The 17,976-nt window shown below is 36.7% G+C and carries 19 protein-coding genes; 1 reads left to right on the top strand and 18 read right to left on the bottom strand.

From position 1 onward, the window contains the following. Positions 1–783 precede the first annotated feature (783 nt). The 4 genes from MKX83_RS11295 to MKX83_RS11280 form a co-directional block, all read right to left on the bottom strand. Positions 784–984 carry a cold-shock protein gene (locus tag MKX83_RS11295; protein ID WP_095373442.1) on the bottom strand — a complete coding sequence of 67 codons (201 nt, stop codon included), beginning with the start codon at positions 982–984 and terminating at the stop codon, positions 784–786. A 173-nt stretch (positions 985–1,157) separates the two neighbouring features. Further along, on the bottom strand, positions 1,158–1,277 hold the full coding sequence (locus tag MKX83_RS11290) for a YvrJ family protein (protein WP_263624176.1): 120 nt from the start codon (positions 1,275–1,277) through the stop codon (positions 1,158–1,160). A 138-nt stretch (positions 1,278–1,415) separates the two neighbouring features. Next, positions 1,416–1,634 (bottom strand): DUF2922 domain-containing protein, encoded by a 219-nt coding sequence (locus MKX83_RS11285; RefSeq protein WP_095373444.1) that lies wholly within the window; start codon positions 1,632–1,634, stop codon positions 1,416–1,418. A 26-nt stretch (positions 1,635–1,660) separates the two neighbouring features. Continuing rightward, positions 1,661–1,879, bottom strand: a complete 219-nt coding sequence (locus MKX83_RS11280; protein ID WP_095373445.1) for a DUF1659 domain-containing protein — start codon at positions 1,877–1,879, stop codon at positions 1,661–1,663. A 292-nt stretch (positions 1,880–2,171) separates the two neighbouring features. On the opposite strand from MKX83_RS11280, the gene MKX83_RS11275 reads away from it, so the two are divergent. Next, positions 2,172–2,453 carry a phage holin family protein gene (locus MKX83_RS11275; RefSeq protein ID WP_095373446.1) on the top strand — a complete coding sequence of 94 codons (282 nt, stop codon included), beginning with the start codon at positions 2,172–2,174 and terminating at the stop codon, positions 2,451–2,453. A 214-nt stretch (positions 2,454–2,667) separates the two neighbouring features. On the opposite strand, the gene MKX83_RS11270 is transcribed toward MKX83_RS11275, so the two are convergent. The 14 genes from MKX83_RS11270 to MKX83_RS11205 all read right to left on the bottom strand — a co-directional run bounded on the left by MKX83_RS11270 (position 2,668) and on the right by MKX83_RS11205 (position 17,833). Continuing rightward, positions 2,668–3,870 carry an NAD(P)-dependent malic enzyme gene (locus tag MKX83_RS11270; protein WP_322909263.1) on the bottom strand — a complete coding sequence of 401 codons (1,203 nt, stop codon included), beginning with the start codon at positions 3,868–3,870 and terminating at the stop codon, positions 2,668–2,670. A gap of 146 nt (positions 3,871–4,016) precedes the next feature. Next, positions 4,017–4,976, bottom strand: coding sequence for a VOC family protein (locus MKX83_RS11265; RefSeq protein WP_341055357.1), 960 nt, complete (start codon positions 4,974–4,976; stop codon positions 4,017–4,019). A gap of 18 nt (positions 4,977–4,994) precedes the next feature. Beyond that, positions 4,995–5,780: an SDR family NAD(P)-dependent oxidoreductase gene (locus MKX83_RS11260; RefSeq protein ID WP_095373449.1), complete on the bottom strand. Its 786-nt coding sequence runs from the start codon at positions 5,778–5,780 to the stop codon at positions 4,995–4,997. Between the two features lie 33 nt (positions 5,781–5,813). Continuing rightward, the gene (locus MKX83_RS11255) at positions 5,814–6,323 is read right to left on the bottom strand and encodes an aromatic-ring-hydroxylating dioxygenase subunit beta (RefSeq protein ID WP_095373450.1); all 510 of its coding nucleotides are present in this window, start codon (positions 6,321–6,323) and stop codon (positions 5,814–5,816) included. 28 nt (positions 6,324–6,351) lie between these two features. Beyond that, entirely contained in the window at positions 6,352–7,653 is a 1,302-nt protein-coding gene (locus MKX83_RS11250; protein ID WP_341055355.1) for an aromatic ring-hydroxylating dioxygenase subunit alpha, read from the bottom strand. Between the two features lie 59 nt (positions 7,654–7,712). Then, positions 7,713–8,495 (bottom strand): aspartate dehydrogenase, encoded by a 783-nt coding sequence (locus MKX83_RS11245; protein ID WP_095373452.1) that lies wholly within the window; start codon positions 8,493–8,495, stop codon positions 7,713–7,715. Between the two features lie 15 nt (positions 8,496–8,510). Continuing rightward, a complete protein-coding gene (locus MKX83_RS11240; RefSeq protein ID WP_307314250.1) occupies positions 8,511–9,956 on the bottom strand; it encodes an aldehyde dehydrogenase family protein in 1,446 nt (481 codons plus the stop codon). A gap of 29 nt (positions 9,957–9,985) precedes the next feature. Further along, positions 9,986–11,707, bottom strand: a complete 1,722-nt coding sequence (locus tag MKX83_RS11235) for a thiamine pyrophosphate-binding protein (protein ID WP_341055352.1) — start codon at positions 11,705–11,707, stop codon at positions 9,986–9,988. Between the two features lie 26 nt (positions 11,708–11,733). Then, positions 11,734–12,525 carry an SDR family oxidoreductase gene (locus MKX83_RS11230; RefSeq protein WP_307314253.1) on the bottom strand — a complete coding sequence of 264 codons (792 nt, stop codon included), beginning with the start codon at positions 12,523–12,525 and terminating at the stop codon, positions 11,734–11,736. A 27-nt stretch (positions 12,526–12,552) separates the two neighbouring features. Then, positions 12,553–13,467, bottom strand: coding sequence for a VOC family protein (locus MKX83_RS11225; RefSeq protein WP_307314255.1), 915 nt, complete (start codon positions 13,465–13,467; stop codon positions 12,553–12,555). A gap of 137 nt (positions 13,468–13,604) precedes the next feature. After that, a complete protein-coding gene (locus MKX83_RS11220; RefSeq protein ID WP_095373457.1) occupies positions 13,605–14,132 on the bottom strand; it encodes a cupin domain-containing protein in 528 nt (175 codons plus the stop codon). 132 nt (positions 14,133–14,264) lie between these two features. Beyond that, positions 14,265–15,536 carry an MFS transporter gene (locus tag MKX83_RS11215; RefSeq protein ID WP_095373458.1) on the bottom strand — a complete coding sequence of 424 codons (1,272 nt, stop codon included), beginning with the start codon at positions 15,534–15,536 and terminating at the stop codon, positions 14,265–14,267. Positions 15,537–16,169: 633 nt separating this feature from the next. After that, on the bottom strand, positions 16,170–16,946 hold the full coding sequence (locus MKX83_RS11210; protein WP_095373459.1) for an IclR family transcriptional regulator: 777 nt from the start codon (positions 16,944–16,946) through the stop codon (positions 16,170–16,172). 83 nt (positions 16,947–17,029) lie between these two features. Next, the gene (locus MKX83_RS11205) at positions 17,030–17,833 is read right to left on the bottom strand and encodes an alpha/beta fold hydrolase (RefSeq protein WP_341055347.1); all 804 of its coding nucleotides are present in this window, start codon (positions 17,831–17,833) and stop codon (positions 17,030–17,032) included. Positions 17,834–17,976 lie beyond the last annotated feature (143 nt).

Genomic DNA, 17,976 nt, shown 5'->3' with positions numbered 1-17,976 from the left:
TAGCAAGCGAATGCTGCGGCACATAGGTAATCCTTACATCCCATATCTGCAATCAATCATACAGTATCGATTCGTAAGGTCTTATTGTTAGTAATGACGAAGCCTTCCTTTTCCCATAATCGAACCATTAACTCTGTAACCAATTTTCTCACCATATTATCACAAATAATCTACTATGATTACAAGCTATATCTTAATAACATTTTCTTCATACAAAGATTAATATATTCCATTTCATTTTTTTGAATATTTTTAAATAAAAACAAATAAAGGAGTGAGCATAACAATTTATTAAGGAAAAAGATGGGCTAGAACGGACAATAACGCAATGATTGGAAGGATCATCAGATTATCATATAAAAGGTGTACTGCTTGTTAGGGAGTGAACGGGGATGATTATTGGTTCATCATAGTGATTGAGTAATCATCTCGATGATTACTCCTACCGAGTGCAAAAAATGAACCGTGTACGTCAAAATCAACCAATTGTTATACATATGAAAGATTCCAAATGAAGAAGCAATGATGATATGAGGGCAAAACCTTGCAAGCATGTGACTCAAGAGATTATTAATGAAAGTGGGCAAGTACGAAGTCAGCAGGTAATACTTTACAAATGTTTTTTAAAATATATTGAAGCATCTTTCCTCCTATTACTTTTAATATGACTGATTTTGATGAGATGTTTCGTAAGTGGGCTCAGCATCTCATTAAGTGAAAAGATCAACTATTATTTATATATATAAAAACAGCCTAACAAATGTTAGACTGTTTATCATCGAATTATATTTTATTAACGTTAGCCGCTTGAGGTCCACGAGCACCTTCAACAACTTCGAAAGAAACTTCTTGACCTTCATCTAGTGATTTGAATCCTTCAGATTGGATTGCAGAATAATGTACGAATACATCATTTCCGTCTTCGCCTTCGATAAATCCAAAACCTTTTTCTGCGTTAAACCATTTTACTTTACCGTTTTTCATAACAAAAAATCCTCCTTATGGTTAAAAAAACAACCATATAAAAATTCACCTTTAATCATTGTACTTACAAAGACCTATCCAATCAAAGGAAAAGCTTTCTTCATATACCACTAATGAGTAACGGTTAATTTAAATTTAGCATCTATCCCCATCACTGTCAACAAATTACGCTTTTAATCTTTTAGCTTCTCAGGCAAGCTTTGAATCGATTGAACAACGACATCTAACTTCGCCTCAATGCGGTAAAGTAAATACAATGTCACAATGATAGGAAAGCCGACTTCACTGATCATTTTAACAAGCTCACTCACATTCGTTCCCTCCTAAATTTGCGTAATAAGAATATAGAAGATAAATAAAAAGATGAACCTCTTTCCTTGCAAAAGATAGAGGTTCACCTAAAATTACAACTTGGTTACAATAACCTTATATTACACTATCTCATAATCAGTAACGGTTCTTTCTACAAGTCTTGCACCTTTAACATTTGTAAGCTTTCCTTTTGTTGATTGAACCGCTTCTGAAGCAATCATTTCTTCCATTACAGTAATGACTTCAGCGATGTCAATAGGTTCTTTAGGATCATCAACTGAAATGGTCGAAACACTTCCATCTGCCGTTCCAAAAGTTAACTCTAATTTTTTCGTCATTCTTTACTCTCTCCCTTCAAATAGTATTATTGTAAAATATCATGGTTGTCATTTCTTTGGATAGAAACGAGTGGTGATTGTGCTAAAGATCCATATGCCTCGGCAAATCGATATAATTGATCAGCCGTAGTTTCTGATATCACATGGCTAAAAGTTTTCACCTTATACTCCGCTTCTCCCTTTTCATTTACACCTGTTTCAAAACTTAAACGAAGCTTTGAATCAACTAAAATTGTTTGTGCCATATTCTCTCCCCCCTTTCACTTCTTATATAAAAGTTAATATGCAAAAGAGACAGGTTATCATCAGATAAATTAAAATTGAGCTACTTACAAGGTGCTTTCATTTATTAGAACTTAGAGGTTGTTCCACCCCTATTACATAGAACAGATCACCTAAAAATAAGGATTTGTTTATACTATTTCTAGTATTTCTCAAAAAATAATACCTTTCTGCTTCTAAACTTAGTGCAAGCGAACAAGCAATCTTATGCGGTTTTCATACTATATTTAATAGCCGGAATAAGGAGGTGGTGACATGAACCTTGTGCAATTTTTGAACCAAAATTATTTTGTATTAATACCGGCGCTTTGGCTCATTGGACATGCACTCAAACAGACCCCTATTATCCCTGATTGGACAATCATTTGGATTTTGTTTATTTGTTCTATCGGTATTGGGAGCATCGGATATGGTTTTTCATTAGAGGCGATTGTTAACGGTATTATTGCAGCAGGGATCGCTGTTTTTGGTCATCAGGTTTTGAAACAAACAAAGGAAGGGATAGTGATAAATAAAAAAACAGATAACGAGGGCTGATATTTGAGGAGGTATGGTGTTCGTGAGAGTAAAGGCTACCGGCATGTTTGGTAGCTTTTATCTTTTTTCTAATTGGACATAAAAAAGACCACAAGTTTAAATGGCTTGTGGCCAAAGTAGATCAAAAGATCTAATAGGGAGGAGATCTTACACAATTATAGTATGTCCACATCTTTATTTTGTTTGGACAAACATCCCCGGCGTATTCATTATTTTATATAAAAATTGGTTCTCTATATGCATTTCTAGTGACACCAGTAGAAATGGCTGCTTCACTAACTGCTTTTGCCACATTATGTGCTACATTGATATCAAATGGATCTGGGATAATATAGTCTCTAGTAAGTTTTTCTTCGTTAATCATGCCTGCTATTGCATAAGCAGCCGCAATCTTCATTTCCTCATTAATCACTTTGGCTCCTACATCTAATGCACCTCTAAAAATTCCTGGAAAAGCTAATACATTGTTCACTTGATTAGGAAAGTCAGACCGGCCGGTACCAATGATGGCTGCTCCAGCATCTTTGGCTTCCTTTGGCATAATTTCTGGACTAGGATTAGCCATCGCAAAAATTATCGCATCACGATTCATTGTTTGTACCATTTCTTTAGATAATACACCTGCTGCAGAGACTCCAATAAACACGTCCGCCCCATTCATTGCCTCTTTTAACGTACCCGATAGAGACTTACTGTTTGTTATTTTGGCTACCTCTTCTTTAATCGCGTTCATCCCTTCCTCTCTTCCGCTATAAATCATTCCTTTTGTATCACAAAGAATCATTTCGCTAACATTTAATTTTCTTAATAATTTAATAATTGAAATCCCCGCTGCACCTGCACCATTAACGACTACTTTTATTTCATCAAGCTTTTTCCCCACAACCTTCAAGCTGTTGATTAAACCAGCTACTGTTACAATTGCCGTACCGTGTTGATCGTCATGGAAGACAGGAATTCCGCATTCTTCAACTAATCTTTGTTCAATTTCAAAACATCTAGGTGCAGAAATATCTTCAAGGTTCACCCCTCCAAATGAGGGCTCTAATAATTTCACCGTACGGACAATCTCATCTACATCATTGGTCTGAAGACAGATCGGCACTGCATCGACATTGGCAAACTCTTTAAAAAGAATCGCCTTTCCCTCCATTACAGGTAAAGATGCCTGAGCACCTATGTTTCCAAGGCCTAAAACGGCACTACCGTCTGAAACGACTGCGACCATATTGCCTTTACTCGTATATTCATAGGCTGACTCTTCATGTTCGGCAATCTTTAAGCAAGGTTCAGCTACACCTGGAGAATACGCCAAACTTAAATCTTCTTTCGTTTTTACTGGCACCTTTGTGGTAATACTAAGTTTTCCCTTATGCAAACGATGAAGCGCTAGTGCTTTCTCCTTTAATTCCATCATATAATCCTCGCTTATTTTTTATTTGAAAATTCAGATAATAAAGACATCAACTTTTGTCATGAAATCACCTGATAAGTATTTACTTAAAAAATTGAGAGAAGCAACCTTGTATACCTCTTCATTTACAAAGTGCTTCCCAATATAGTTTAATATTTTTCTAACAACTCAATGATGACTTTAAAAGTTGAAGTTGTGTCCATATAAGCATATCTGCCTTTTCCGTTATAAAAATTACCTCTTTGAATAACTGGATAGCCCATTTCTTCTAAAAGTGTAATCTTTTCATCCATATCTTTTACTACAAAGGATATATGGTGAACACCTTCTCCATATGATTCTAAATGTGTCTTCCATGTGCTTGGTGCTTTTCCAGGCTCAATTAACTCAATTTCTAATAATGGTGTTCGAATGAACATATAGCGACTATCCGCATCCGTTGCTTCACCGTTATAAACAACTTTTGTTATGTCACTATGACCTGATTGAATCACTGCTGGTTTTTTCACACCTAGTAATTGGCAAAACTTATCTGCTGCTCTATCTAAATCTTTTACCACAATGGCAAGTTGTTCCACAACATTTGTACCTAAAAGTGGCTTTTCTTCTCCCGCTTTGTATGTAGTATCCCTAGGTTCTGCACTTTCTAATAATTCAATCAAAGTTTTCGTTTCATTCGTTGTATCAACATAAATGTACCTTCCATCACTTGATGTAAACTCACCTGATTGAAGAAGCGGATAACCATTTTTTTCTAGGTTCGGCAAATGATTTTGAATCTTATCAACATCAACGGCAATATGATGGATTCCTTCTTCTGTTTCATTGAGAAATTCGCGCATTGTTCCCGGCTCCATATTAGGTTCTATGAGTTCAAATTGAACAGTCGGTGTATTTAGGAATGCTAGTTTACTTTGTGAAGCGGTCGACTTTCCTTTATATATTACTTTAGAGACTTCCTCATCACCTGTTAAGAACCAGCTAGGATTAGGTATACCTAACAGTTTTGAAAAATCAGCCGAGGCTTTTTCAATATCATTGACAACAAATGCTAATTGATTGACCTCTGTACTACCAAGAAGTGGCTGTATTTTCGTATTTGATGCCATAATCATTTATCTCCTTTCTTAACTAAGACCTCTGATGGCTAGGCCGCCATCACTCGAAATGACTTCGCCAGTAATGGCGCGTGATTTACTCGAAGCTAATAATAAATATGGACCAACATGATCATCAGCATTCATTGCGATTCTTAATGGATTTCTCGTTTTTATGCTTTTCGCTTTCGTATCATTGTCGATTTCTTTCACAAATGGTTTTAAAGGTGGGATGACATTAAGTGCTGTTAATGTCCCACCAGGGGCAACTGCATTCACTCTTACGTCTGGGGCAACCTCAAAAGCTAATTGTCTCATTAAACCAATTTGCGCATGTTTACTAGCGGTGTACCATACTCCACCACCATCAGGGTAAAATCCTGCACCTGAAACGGTGAAAATGATATTACCTTTTGTCTTTTGCAATTCGTGAAGGGAAGCTTTCGCACCGTTGAAATATCCTTTAACATTAATGTTCATTAATAAATCATAAGCATCATTCATTGCTTCAGCAGTCACATTTTCGAATTTTGCAAATCCATCGAATACCCCTGCATTAGCAATAAAGACATCTAGTCCCCCAAATTTTTCAACCGCTTGATATACCGCTTTTTCGTGGTCTTCAAAAATAGTGACATCTCCTTCTATACAAATCACCTGCTCACCATATTGTGCCTTGATAGCAGCTAATCCGTCTTTTGAGCGATCAAGAATCGTCACATTTGCTCCTTCATTCAGAAATGAATCCACCACAGCTCTCCCAATACCTGATGCCCCACCAGTTACATAAAGCGAGCGACCACTAAACTCTGCCATTCTAGTTGTCCTCCTCTCTTCCTTGTGAATAAATTAAATAAAGATTGCTAGATTTCGAGTATTAATTGTTGTTTGATCCACGATAAATACCCGTTTCGATAGCTTCCATTTGCCGTTCTCGAACTTGAATTCATCACGACGCTCTCCTGAAATAATATCGTGATGGATATCTGTACTTCTACTTCTATAAAGAAGTAAATAACTATTCACTGACGCAAATTCTTCCTCTTTATAATCTTCCAGTTTTACATTACTGACAAAACGTCGAGTTCGAGAAGGTGGAATTTCCGCCCAAGCATAATCTGTTTTTAAACGATCCACTCTGAGTTTTAGCAAGTCAATATCATCATCAAAACAAAACATATCTGTCGTATAATCAGGTCGCTCTGTTCCTTCCTTATTTATACGGACTGGCATCTGATACTTCAAATCTTGATGCATCAAACTGAACCAGCCATCAAAATCGATATCATCCAATAATTGTGCTTCTTTATATAGCCATTGTTCAAATTCATAATTTGCAAGCATTTTTTCCATACTCATTTCATCTATCTCCTTCCTTCAAGAAAATTTAGCTATTCATTAGCTCCAACCAGTATTTATAAAAATTTCTTTGGTTCGCTTCAGAGAATTTATCATCATAAGCAACTCCAGGACCGATAAAGTCTACTGGTTTTCTATGCAGTCCCATTGTGTAGTTATAAGTTAAATTTTTCATTACTGGCATAGGGCCTTTTGCTGCGGCAGTAATGTCAGTAAATACTTCCGTATCGTCTTGTTCAAAAATGCCTGATGGGCTGAATGTAAGGACAAAGGATTCACGTGAACGTCTCTTCCAATCTTCAGGTGCATTTTTTTCTACTAAAAACCAAGCAATCACTTCCATTTTGTCGTGTTCGATTGGTCGCCATAACCTAACAGTGGTATTGGAAATCAATTGCCCTTTTACTTTCGTATGAGAAATTAAGAAAGATAGATGTGGAAAGATGTTCCCGATCATATTCTTCAAGTTACTTAATACTTCAAACTGTTCTGACGATAAATTCGATTTATATTCTTCTATTAATTCTTCTGGAAAAGCAAAATCAGGATTTGGTGTACCAAGATTTAGTCCATGGCCATTTTCACTATGAATTTGATAACCCATTTTGGAATACGTTGCAGAGGGTACCATTCCTAATTTAGCAATTGAACCATGTGTCACCATTGTATGATAGGAGTCACCAACAAAATTATCAGCACCAATCTTCCAATTCGAATGAATCACGAAACGTTGCGGAGCACCGAGAACTTCCATTTCAGCTCGACCTACTAATATATCAAGATACCATTTAAAATCTCCTAAAAAATCATCTAATGATTCTGCCTCATCATTCCAAGTACCAAATAACAATCCTTTATAGGATTCAATTCGTACTTCTGTTAAACCCATAGTAGATTTATCTAGCTCTTCACCATAGATGTTTTTTTGTAGTGGAACACCAATTAAATCACCATTGTTTTTAAAGTTAAATCCATGATATGGACAAACAAAAGCAGATTTATTCCCTTTGTCTGCACGACACAACTTCATACCACGATGCGTACACATATTGTAAAATGCCTTGATGCTGCTATCTGCATTTCTAGATACAATAATTGAATATCCGGCTAAATCTCTCAGCATATAATCATTTTTATTAGGTATTTCTGATTCATGACCAATAAATATCCATGTTTTCATAAAGACTTTTTTATGTTCAAGATCATAAACTTTGGGATCAGCCAACACGTAGGCAGGTATTTCTCCTACTTCCGGTTTGACCGTATCATTCAAATGTTCCAATAATTCCGATTTTGTCATATCCTCTATGTCTTTTGCCGTTTTAATCATAATAATCCCCCTTCTTACCAATTGATTCATCGATGTCACAAAGATTATTGTACTAATTCTTACCCCACTTTGATAGATTGATCCTTATGTTTCAATGTTGAGAGAACACTTAAAGCTGCTAAGTAACTTGTCTTTGGGTTGTTTGGCATCGGATCATTTTCAACCACTAGTTTCACTTTTCCAAACGCCCCTTTAGCTGTAATCTCATGACTATTTTTCGTTGCTTTTGGATCAGCAATAATCTTCACTTTTGTCTCTTTTGAACCAAGTCCAGCTAATGATAGAATAATTGATACGTTAATATTCTTAGGAAACTGTTTAATCGCTTCATAGGCATTACCTTCAAATAAGACTGTTTTATTCTCGAGAGTAACACCGTTTAAGGCATGCGGTGGCTTCGTTGTTGTTAACGATACTTCTTGTAAAGCACCAATAGCCTTAGCAGCTTTTAATATATCCAAGCCTCCTACTGCACCTGAAGGTAAATGAATCGTTGTCCCTTGTTCTTTACAAATCGTTTCTAATTGGAGAAAATAGTCGTTATCAGAAAATGCGCCAACACTGCTCACAACAAGATCTTTACCATGTGTGAGAACCGATGTGGCATGGGCTCGAACAACGTCTACAGTAGCTGCTTCAACTATCACATCTATATCTGAAGCAATCAGTTCATCGATTGATTGGTAGCTTCGCAAATCATACTCTTCAGCCAGCTCATTTGCTTTCTCTTGATTTCTTGTATACAATCCAACGAATTGTGCGCCATCTACCAATTTATCGCTATTGATAGATTGTAGCAAAAATTTTCCGATATTTCCTCCACCTATTAATCCCAGCTTCATTTTTAACCCTACTTTCTAATTCGCGAATCCATAAGTGTCTGCAAAAAATTCCAAGCTACAGTGTCTCGTTTCGCGTGAAATACCACTTTCTTTTAAACCAGGAAAATCTAAATGAAGGTCCTGGAATACAGTATGGTTATTGATAAATACAGCACCGGCTTCTAATTGATCAGCAAACGCAATCGCTTTCTTTTCATTTTCTGTCCAAACAGACGCACGTAAACCAAAATGGCTATCGTTTGCAAGCTTTAATGCTTCTTCATTTGTCTTAAATGAGAGAATCGGAATTACTGGTCCAAATTGTTCCGCTTGAACAATTTCGCTATTTTGATTAACACCAGTAATAATAGTAGGTTCAATAAAGTATCCATCATTCCAACCTTCTGGATCAATTTTGATTCCACCTGTAAGGACTTCTGCCCCTCCATCTTTCGCTCTCGAAATTAACCCTTTCACATATTCATATTGTGATTGATTATTTAACGGTCCCATCTCTACATCTGGTTGAATCCCACTACCAATCCGAATATATTGGAACTTTTTCCTTAATTTTTCCACAAGCTCTTCATAACGAGATTCATGCACATATACCCTTTTAACTGCTGAGCATACTTGACCAGCTGCTCGTAAGATACCAAATCTTAACTTAGTTATTAATTCATCATCGAGTTTCGCATCTTCCAAGATGATGGCTGCATCATTCCCGCCTAATTCCATGAAGATGTTTTTCACATTGCTAGCTGACGCTTTCATAATTTCTTTACCCGTTTCCGTACTACCAACAAAGGCAACTGTTCGTACACTAGAATCTTTGCAAAGTGCATCTCCTATTACTGATCCTGACCCTGTTACAACATTCAATACACCATTTGGAAAGTATGAAGCGACTTTTTCTAGAAATGTCATAATTGTTAGCGGACAACTTGTAGCTGGTTTAACGATGACTGTATTACCTGTTAAGATAGCAGGAATAACACGCTTAAATGTTAAAATCATCGGTGAATTCCATGGAGAGATTACCGCAGTTACCCCTCTCGGCCTTCTACGAATTTGCACTTTTTGTTTTCCATCTAATGACTCTGGTTGCCACCAAGTTAATAATTCATCGGACGCTTCTCTCATAATGTCGACACATCGAAGTAAATCTTTCTTTGCTTCAACTAATATTTTACCATTTTCCCTTACGAGTAAATTCACATTCTCTTCAACGATTTTTTCAATCGCTCCTGCTGCTACCTTCATTTTTTCTGCGCGTTCGTGAATATCTGACTGAGACCAAGATTCGAATGCCGTCACTGCTGATGTTATCGCTTTATCTACATGCTCCTTTGTACAAAGGGCAACTTCTCCAACTACTTCTTGCGTATTTGCTGGATTAATGACTTCTTTTTTATTTTCCGCTTCCAACCATTTACCATCAATTAAAAATTTTCCTGAAACTTTAGGATATGTTGAAATCATTATGCTTCCTCCTTTACTCAGATGTTTACTTATAACTTCTTCGGTTTAAACGCATCAGCAGCACCAGGAGGTCCCTCAAAAGGTTTAGCCATTGGCCCTACAGCTTCCATATCTACAACGATGATTGTCGGATTAACACTTTTTGCCGCTTTATTTATTTCTACGGCAAATTCATCACTTGAATGAATTCGTACCGCATCAAATCCCATAGACTCTCCCAATTGCACAAAATCAGGACTTAGTAGATCAACAGCTACTTGACGACCGTATGCATTTTGTTGGATATTACGAAGAACGCCATAACCACCATCATCAAATAAGATAACAATAAGTGGGAGAGCCTCCTCAGCAGCAGTCGGCATTTCACCAACATTCACCATAAAGCCCCCATCACCAGCCATTAAAACCACTTTGCGATCCTTTGCAGCCATTTGAGCACCAATCGCTGTCGGTAACCCTTGACCTATTCCACCACCGGAAGCATGAATAGATGTTCTCGGTTCAAGAATCTCGAACAATCTGCTGCCCCATACATTAGCTTGTACTGTCACATCTCGTACGAGCACTGTATCTTTCGGTAATGCTGCTCTCATTTCGTCCATTATTTGTTCATATGGACCTAAAGTTGCTCGTAAATTTGCTCGTAATTTTTCTCGTAGTTGCTTTACTTCAGCCTTATACGATGGTTTATCTTGAACATCTTTTGTCTGTAATTGCGTGACAAAGTGATTTAAAATATCCTTCGCGTCTCCAACAAGTCCATAACTACAAGGGTAATTTCGATTTATTCCTTGCCAATCGGCATCAATTGCAATATGATTATTCGGCACTTCAACCTTCCAATTTGACGTTTCATTTCCTCTAAATCTCACACCGACACTAATTAACAAATCCGCATTCTTGAGCATTTCTTTCGTGTCTGGATAGGCAGCAAAATGACCAATACATTGAGGATGATCTTCAGGGATGCTTCCTTTTCCGGATTGGCTCGTAATAACAGCAGCTCCTAGCTGATTAGCCAATCTTGTTAACTCTTGGGATGCATTTGCTGAAATGACACCTCCACCAGCCCAAATCACAGGACGTTTCGCTTTAGCAACCAATGAGAGAATATCTTCAGGAATATATGTATTTGAGTTAACTTCCAGAGTTTTTACCGACCAGTCTTGTAAATGCAGGTCAGGAATAATCGCAGATTGATAATCAATGGGGATTTCTAACGAAACAGGACCAGCCGGCGCAGTTTGAGCAGTTACAACAGCCTGCCTTACCACTGCTTTTGCTTGATGTGGCACTCTTAAGCGCATCGCTTGTTTAGAACATCCTTCTAACATTGATAATTGATCTTTACATTCATGAATATAGCCACGGCCAGTACCTAAATAGGGGGATGCTACTTCACCAGTTAGATGCAGAAGTGGTACACCTGCTGCCCAAGCCTCAACAAGTGCGCCTGCTGCATTACCTGCGCCTGTTCCTGTACTTGTAATGACAACACCTAACTCTCCTGTAACACGTGCGTAGCCATCGGCCATATTTACCGCGCCACTTTCACCACGTGCACATACAAGATGGATGCTTCCTTCTCGTAAAATGGCATCATAAATCGGCATATTATGTATACTTACAATTCCAAATGCTGTCGTAACGCCCGCTTTAACAAGCTCTTGAACAATCGCATCAGCAACCGTAAAGTTCATCTCCGAGTTATCTGTTACACTCGCTGTCTCCATTTGCTTTGTTTCTGTCATAGTATCTTCCTACCTTTTTTGTGTATTTATAACGCCTTTCCTAATGCACCTGCTGTTTCAATAGTTGAGCCAGCGACATAGCTTGCATGTTTGGATGCTAAAAATAAAATCACACTAGCTACTTCTTCTGCTTCTCCAACACGACCAAGTGGTATATTTCTTTTCTTCGCTAAGTCTGCATAATAATTTTCTGGATCCATATCGGGGGCATTTTTCTTCCTTCTTCTCTCCCATTGATCCGTTCTAATTAAGCCAAGACTTACAGAATTCACAAGAATATTATCACTCGCCAGTTCTTGCGATAATGTTTTACTTAAATTAAGTAATCCTGCTCTTGTCGCAGCTGTTGCAATCATATGCCTTTCTGGTTCTTTCGCGAGCGTAGCATTTATATTTATTATTCGGCCGCCGCCACGCTTAACTAAGTAGGGATGAACAGCTTTTACAGCGTGGATGATAGCAAAATACTTTAATTGAATTTGTTGTTCCCATTGATCATCAGTAACATCAAAGAAATGTCCCATTACACTTTGCCCTGCTGCATTGACTAAAATATCAATACCTGAAAATTTTTCTGCCACACCTTTGACAAAACGCTGTACATCTTCTTTATTCGTTACATCACATGTTTCGGCAAAAATGCTATCAGCAGATGCTAAATCATTTAAATATTTCTCTGCCGTATTTTTTCTTGTTTCATCTCTACCACAAATAGCAACTTTAGCACCTTCAGCTAGGAACATCTCAGCCGTTTTCAATCCAACACCTGAAGTCCCCCCCATAATAATTGCTACTTTATTATTTAATCCTAAATCCATTACACTCTTCCTTTCTTAAGTCAGCCATTAAATCAAAGATTGTAATTTTGCCCAGCCTGGATCTGGTTTTCCCCCCATTGCTGCACGTGCTTCTTTGGATGGTGGCCCAGCAATCCCCCATTGATCCATTAAGTGTGGTACACGTTTCCATACTCTTGCTTTCCATTCTGCTTCATCCTCAATCGTTTCAAGATAACAAGTGTATTCCATAACAAAATTACCTGGGTCTTTGAAATAGCAAAAGATATTATCTCCTGGTCCGTGTCTACCTGGTCCCCATAGTTCATTCAATCCAGCTTTCCGCACATTAGCAATGCCACGCATGACCTCATCTACTGTATCAACTTCGTAAGCAATATGATTGACAGATGCATGACCCTCTTGATTAAAAGCAATGGAGTGATGTTTTCGATTACAACGTAAGAACACCATTTTATCTTCACTCCAGTCTGTCACTTTAAAGCCAAGAATATCTGTATAAAATTCTGTAATCATTTGTAAATCAGCGGTATTCATTACTACATGATTAAGTTTGACTGGATCTACATTTTTTTGATTCCAAATAGATGTATGAATTTCAACCCACGTCGATAATTCAATTACACGATTTTCTGGATCAGCAAAGCGGAGACCATAACCTTTACCTTCCTCATCTAAATAGCCCGGTGCTTGCACAATCGGTACGCCTTTTTCTTGTAAATATTCTGCAGCACGGTCAACTGCATGCTTATCCACCATGCCAAATGCGATATGATGAAGAGCACTTCTATCTCCACTGTGCAAGCTAAGAATATGATTCTCAGGTCCTGCTCCTCTGAAATAAACCGTTTGTTCATCCTCAGCCGTTTTGTCTAATCCCCAAACTTTTTCATAAAAGGCTGCTTGTTCTTCAATGTTCGGAGTAATAAGACTGATATGTCTTAAATGGGTAATACCAATCATCTTGAAACCTCCTCTATAAATAAAGCGAAAGTTCGTGGTAAATGTTTCGCTCGTTACAAATTATTGGTGAATATAGAATGTTAATAAAAATCGGTAAGGATAGACCATATGAGATTGGTCTTCCTTACCTCACTTAATTATTTATCTGCAATAATTGCTTCTCTTTCTTTCGCTCTTTGAAGACGAAGTTCTTCTAATTCGCTCCCTTTAACGTAAGTTGGCAAATTCGGTTTAACTGCACCAAGCATAACCAACATTAATGCTTCTTCGTCACCATCATTATGAATCCCACGATATACGCCAGGTGGGGAACTGATACAATCACGCTCGTTTAAACGAATTTCATGAACCTCATCACTATCTACTTCTTGAATCAACGCTTTTACACTTCCTTTAATAATGAAGAAAACTTCTTCAACATCATCATGTAAATGCAATGGTCCAATACAACCTGCAGGTAATACCATTGTGCTTAATGTAAAGTGCTCAGCTGCAATAACATTAGAATCAGCATTTGCAGTGGCTCCACGACCAATATATCTCATTTGTGCTCTTTTAAATCTTGGGTCAATTTCTTCTTGGAATTTAAGAACATTCCAATCTAATGAACGATCCTGTAATCTTGCTACATGCTTCTTTTCAAATTCTTTAACATCAAATGCCATTTTCAAAAACACTCCTTTATGTTTTATATTAGAAACACTGTTTCTCCTATAAATCAATTTTAAAATCTGTTAACAAAAAAGTCAACAAATTTTGAGAAAATTTTAAAAAGATAAATAGTTGGAATGAAACGATTAACCTACTATTGACTGGTTATTATGAACAACCCTTAACTCAGTTGATTCCCGCTTAAGAGTAAATAAATAAGCAACAAAACCTAAAGTGGAGGCAAAAATTAACACAATGATTGATGTCCCAAAGTCTCCGTTTGATAAATCTCGTAAATATCCCATAATATAACTGGCGAAACCACCCATAATATTAGTAAACCCCATCATACCTGCTGCTCTACCAGCGGTTTCAGGTGTAGAGAATTTCACAATAAATAAATTACTTAGATGGAAGACGCCACCTTGTGTACCCATAGCTAACCCCATGCAAATACCTGCAACTATCGCGTTAGGCGACATAATGCCACCACATAAAAAGATTGTTGTTAATGCAAATAAAATGGTCGCCATCAGGCTTGGGCGGTTTGTCTTATCTGATAAGTAACCACAAATAAGGACAAATCCTAAGGCAAATAACCAAGATAAGGATGTAATACTACTCATTGCTTCCCTAGAAAAACTCTTCGCTTCGATTAAATAAGTAGGTAACCATATACTAATACCAAAAAATAAGAAGGAAGACATCAGCATTCCAAACCATACAATCCAGTACCTATAGTCTTGAGCAAAATTTTTCGATCCATCTTTTTTATCAATCGGGTTTTTCTCACGTATATAGGCAAGCTCCTCATGTGTAATCCCTTTATGCTCTTCTGGTATATCTCTTGTAAGAAAATAAAAAAGTGGCAGTACAAGCAATAAATTAAAAGCAGCGAGTAGGAAAAATGCAGCTTGCCAATGGAGACTAGCAATGATAGCGGTTAGCATTAATGCACCAACAGCCGGCCCTAAATAGTTACCAGATAACCATGATGCTTGTGCTTTTCCTAATTCTTTATAATGGAACCAGTTAGCAATGAATTTTCCACATACAGGAATCATCATTCCCTCACCAAACCCAAGAACGATTCTTGACAAGATAAACATCTCATATGTAGTCGACAAGCCAGCGGTAATCATCGTAATGGTCCAAACAACCAAACCTAACATTGCTGTTTTTCTGGCACCTAGTTTATCAATAATTACACCCCAAAATAGGTTTGAAACCGCATAAGCAATTGTGAATATAAAAGTGATGAAACCAATCTTGGCATTTTCACCAGCAATCCCTAAGTCACTAAGAAAATCAGCATCTGTTTGAATAATAGAAATACCAAGCTTGTCAATTTGGCCAAAAAACCAAAAGAAGAATATCGGTACAGCAATATATAACCATCTTTTCTTTCCTGTTAACATTCTTTACCCTCCTATCATATGTGGAAAAAATCACTAATTAACAAAAATCACCTCCATATAAATTTCGATCCATTTAAAACTTTGTTTTTTATACAAAACAAAGTTTATATAATCTTAAAATTTTTAAAAAATTTTGTCAATACAGATTGTTATAAATTAAAATTATTTTCACTATACTTATAATAAAAATTGAACATCCCAACTGATTTCACTTATTTTAATAGTGAATACGTATTTTTTTAAAGAAGCCCAAAAAGATTCGAAATTTTAGTCACTTTATCAGGTGATTTCATATATTTTTTAGAATCTATTTAATTTAATGACCTTTTTTATTGTGAACTATTTATAAAAAGTGAGTCCCTGCCAATTAAAGGAACGACAAATGAAGAGGTTGATGATGAGAAGTAATATATTAATCTAGTAGATTAATTTGTAGAGTTATTACTATGAGAGCAACACTAGGGGAAAGATTGTACATATATAAAAAACAATTACTCTTTCATACCTAAAGAAAGATAAACTGGAAAGAAGTAAGTTTCATGTGAAAGAAAAAGGTAAATCCAATAAAAAAACCCGAATCAATTAGATTCGGGTACAACAATTGTTAATGAGTAGTTCGTGTCTTCTAGTGAATCAATTTCCAATAAGTCCGGATAATTGTTTGGATATATCAAGGATTTTCGGTAAAGCAACTTTTTCGATAAAATCATTCTGATATGTAACATCAGTGGCGACAATATTAATGGCTGCTACTACTTTTCCACTACGATCATATATTGGCGCCGCTACAGATTGAATTCCTTGATGGAATTCACCTAAAGAAATTGCATAACCGTTTTTCCTGATTGTTTCTAATTCTTCAAAGAACCCAGGTAAATCAGTTTGCGTTTTTTCTGTATACGGTTTTAAGTTAGATCCATACACTGTCTCACGTAGCTTCCCTTCTGGTTGCATAGCTAATAAAAGCTTGCCATTAGCTGTTGCATGTGCAGGCAATCTTAAACCGATATTTACATTTATGGCAGATACCCCGCGAACAGGTGCACTACCTATGTATACGACTTCATAATCATCTAATATCGATAAATGACATGACGCTCCAGTTGTATCACGGAGTGTATCCAAATAAGGCTGAATGATTTCAGGTAAGTTTAAACTATTCAAATAAGCAAACCCAAGCTCAAGCACTTTTGGTGTTAAGCTATAGCGCTTTGTATGTTCATCTTGATGTAAGTAACCTAACGTTTGCAATGTATAAAGTAAACGGTATGGTACTGTACGACTTACATTTAGTTCCTTCGCAATTTCAGCTAGAGACATCGTTGGACGTCCACCGTTGAATAATTTCAAGATTTCTAATCCTCTGACTAATGAATTGGCATTATATCTCTCTTTTTCACCGTTAGCCACTCCATCACCCCACTTTCCCAGTAAATGCTATATTACTATTTTAACAAAAAATCGATGAAAAAGATATTAAGAATCATTTTCATTTATATATTTACAGGATTTTGCAGAAATGTCCGAACGGCTTCATTAAAAGATGCTGGGTCCTCTTGATAGCAAAGATGGCCTGTATTAGGAATGATCACCAACTGTGATTCGGCAATCGCATGATGAAATATTTTTGCCTCTTCAACAGGAGTTGCCTTATCAAATTCACCACATAATATTAAAGTTGGCGTTGTTATGCTCCCATAAATGTCCGTGTGATCCAAGGAATATAATGAGTTAGCAACCGAAATATATCCTTTCGGTCGAACTTGCGCCATAATTCTTTCTGCTTCTTTCACAACCTCCAGATTTGCCTCTGGCGCTAACAATTCTCTTACTCTTTGTTTTGCTAGTTCTTCTCCTGTTAGATTTGTCACATTATAAACTCTTCTAGTTAACTTTTTCCTGTTCTCTTCTTCACTATTCCCAGCAGCCCCTCGTGTTGGATCAGCAATAATAAGTAATTCAACTCGATCTTTGAATCGATAGGTAAAATCTATAGCAATAGCAGAACCCATTGAATGACCAAGTAAGTAAAATTTTTGTAATTCTAGGGCATCGACAAATTGCTTTAGTATATCAGCAAATTGCCGGAAACTTGTAAACTCTTCCTCCGGATCACTACTATGACCATAACCTGGTGCATCCCAAACGAATACTTGAAAGTCTTTTGATAAATCATCCAATTGTTTTGTCCACGACTGAGAATTATTACCTAACCCGTGTAAAATAATAAGCGGCTTTCCCTCACCTTTCACTCTGTAATGAATCTTCATTTCTTTACTTACTCTTATGGTAGGCATTTTACTCCTCCTCTTCATTATGTTTCTATAACAAAACATTGTTTTAATTTTAAATAGATACCCATCATTTGTCAATCATTATTCTAAATTTTTAGATATTTCACTATTGTTATGTACTACTCTTACTTTTTTTTATGAGTAAT

The sequence above is a fragment of the Cytobacillus sp. FSL M8-0252 genome, assembly GCF_038007345.1.
In the GTDB taxonomy this organism is placed as follows: domain Bacteria; phylum Bacillota; class Bacilli; order Bacillales; family Cytobacillaceae; genus Cytobacillus; species Cytobacillus kochii.
This window is presented reverse-complemented; position numbering and strand designations above follow the sequence as displayed.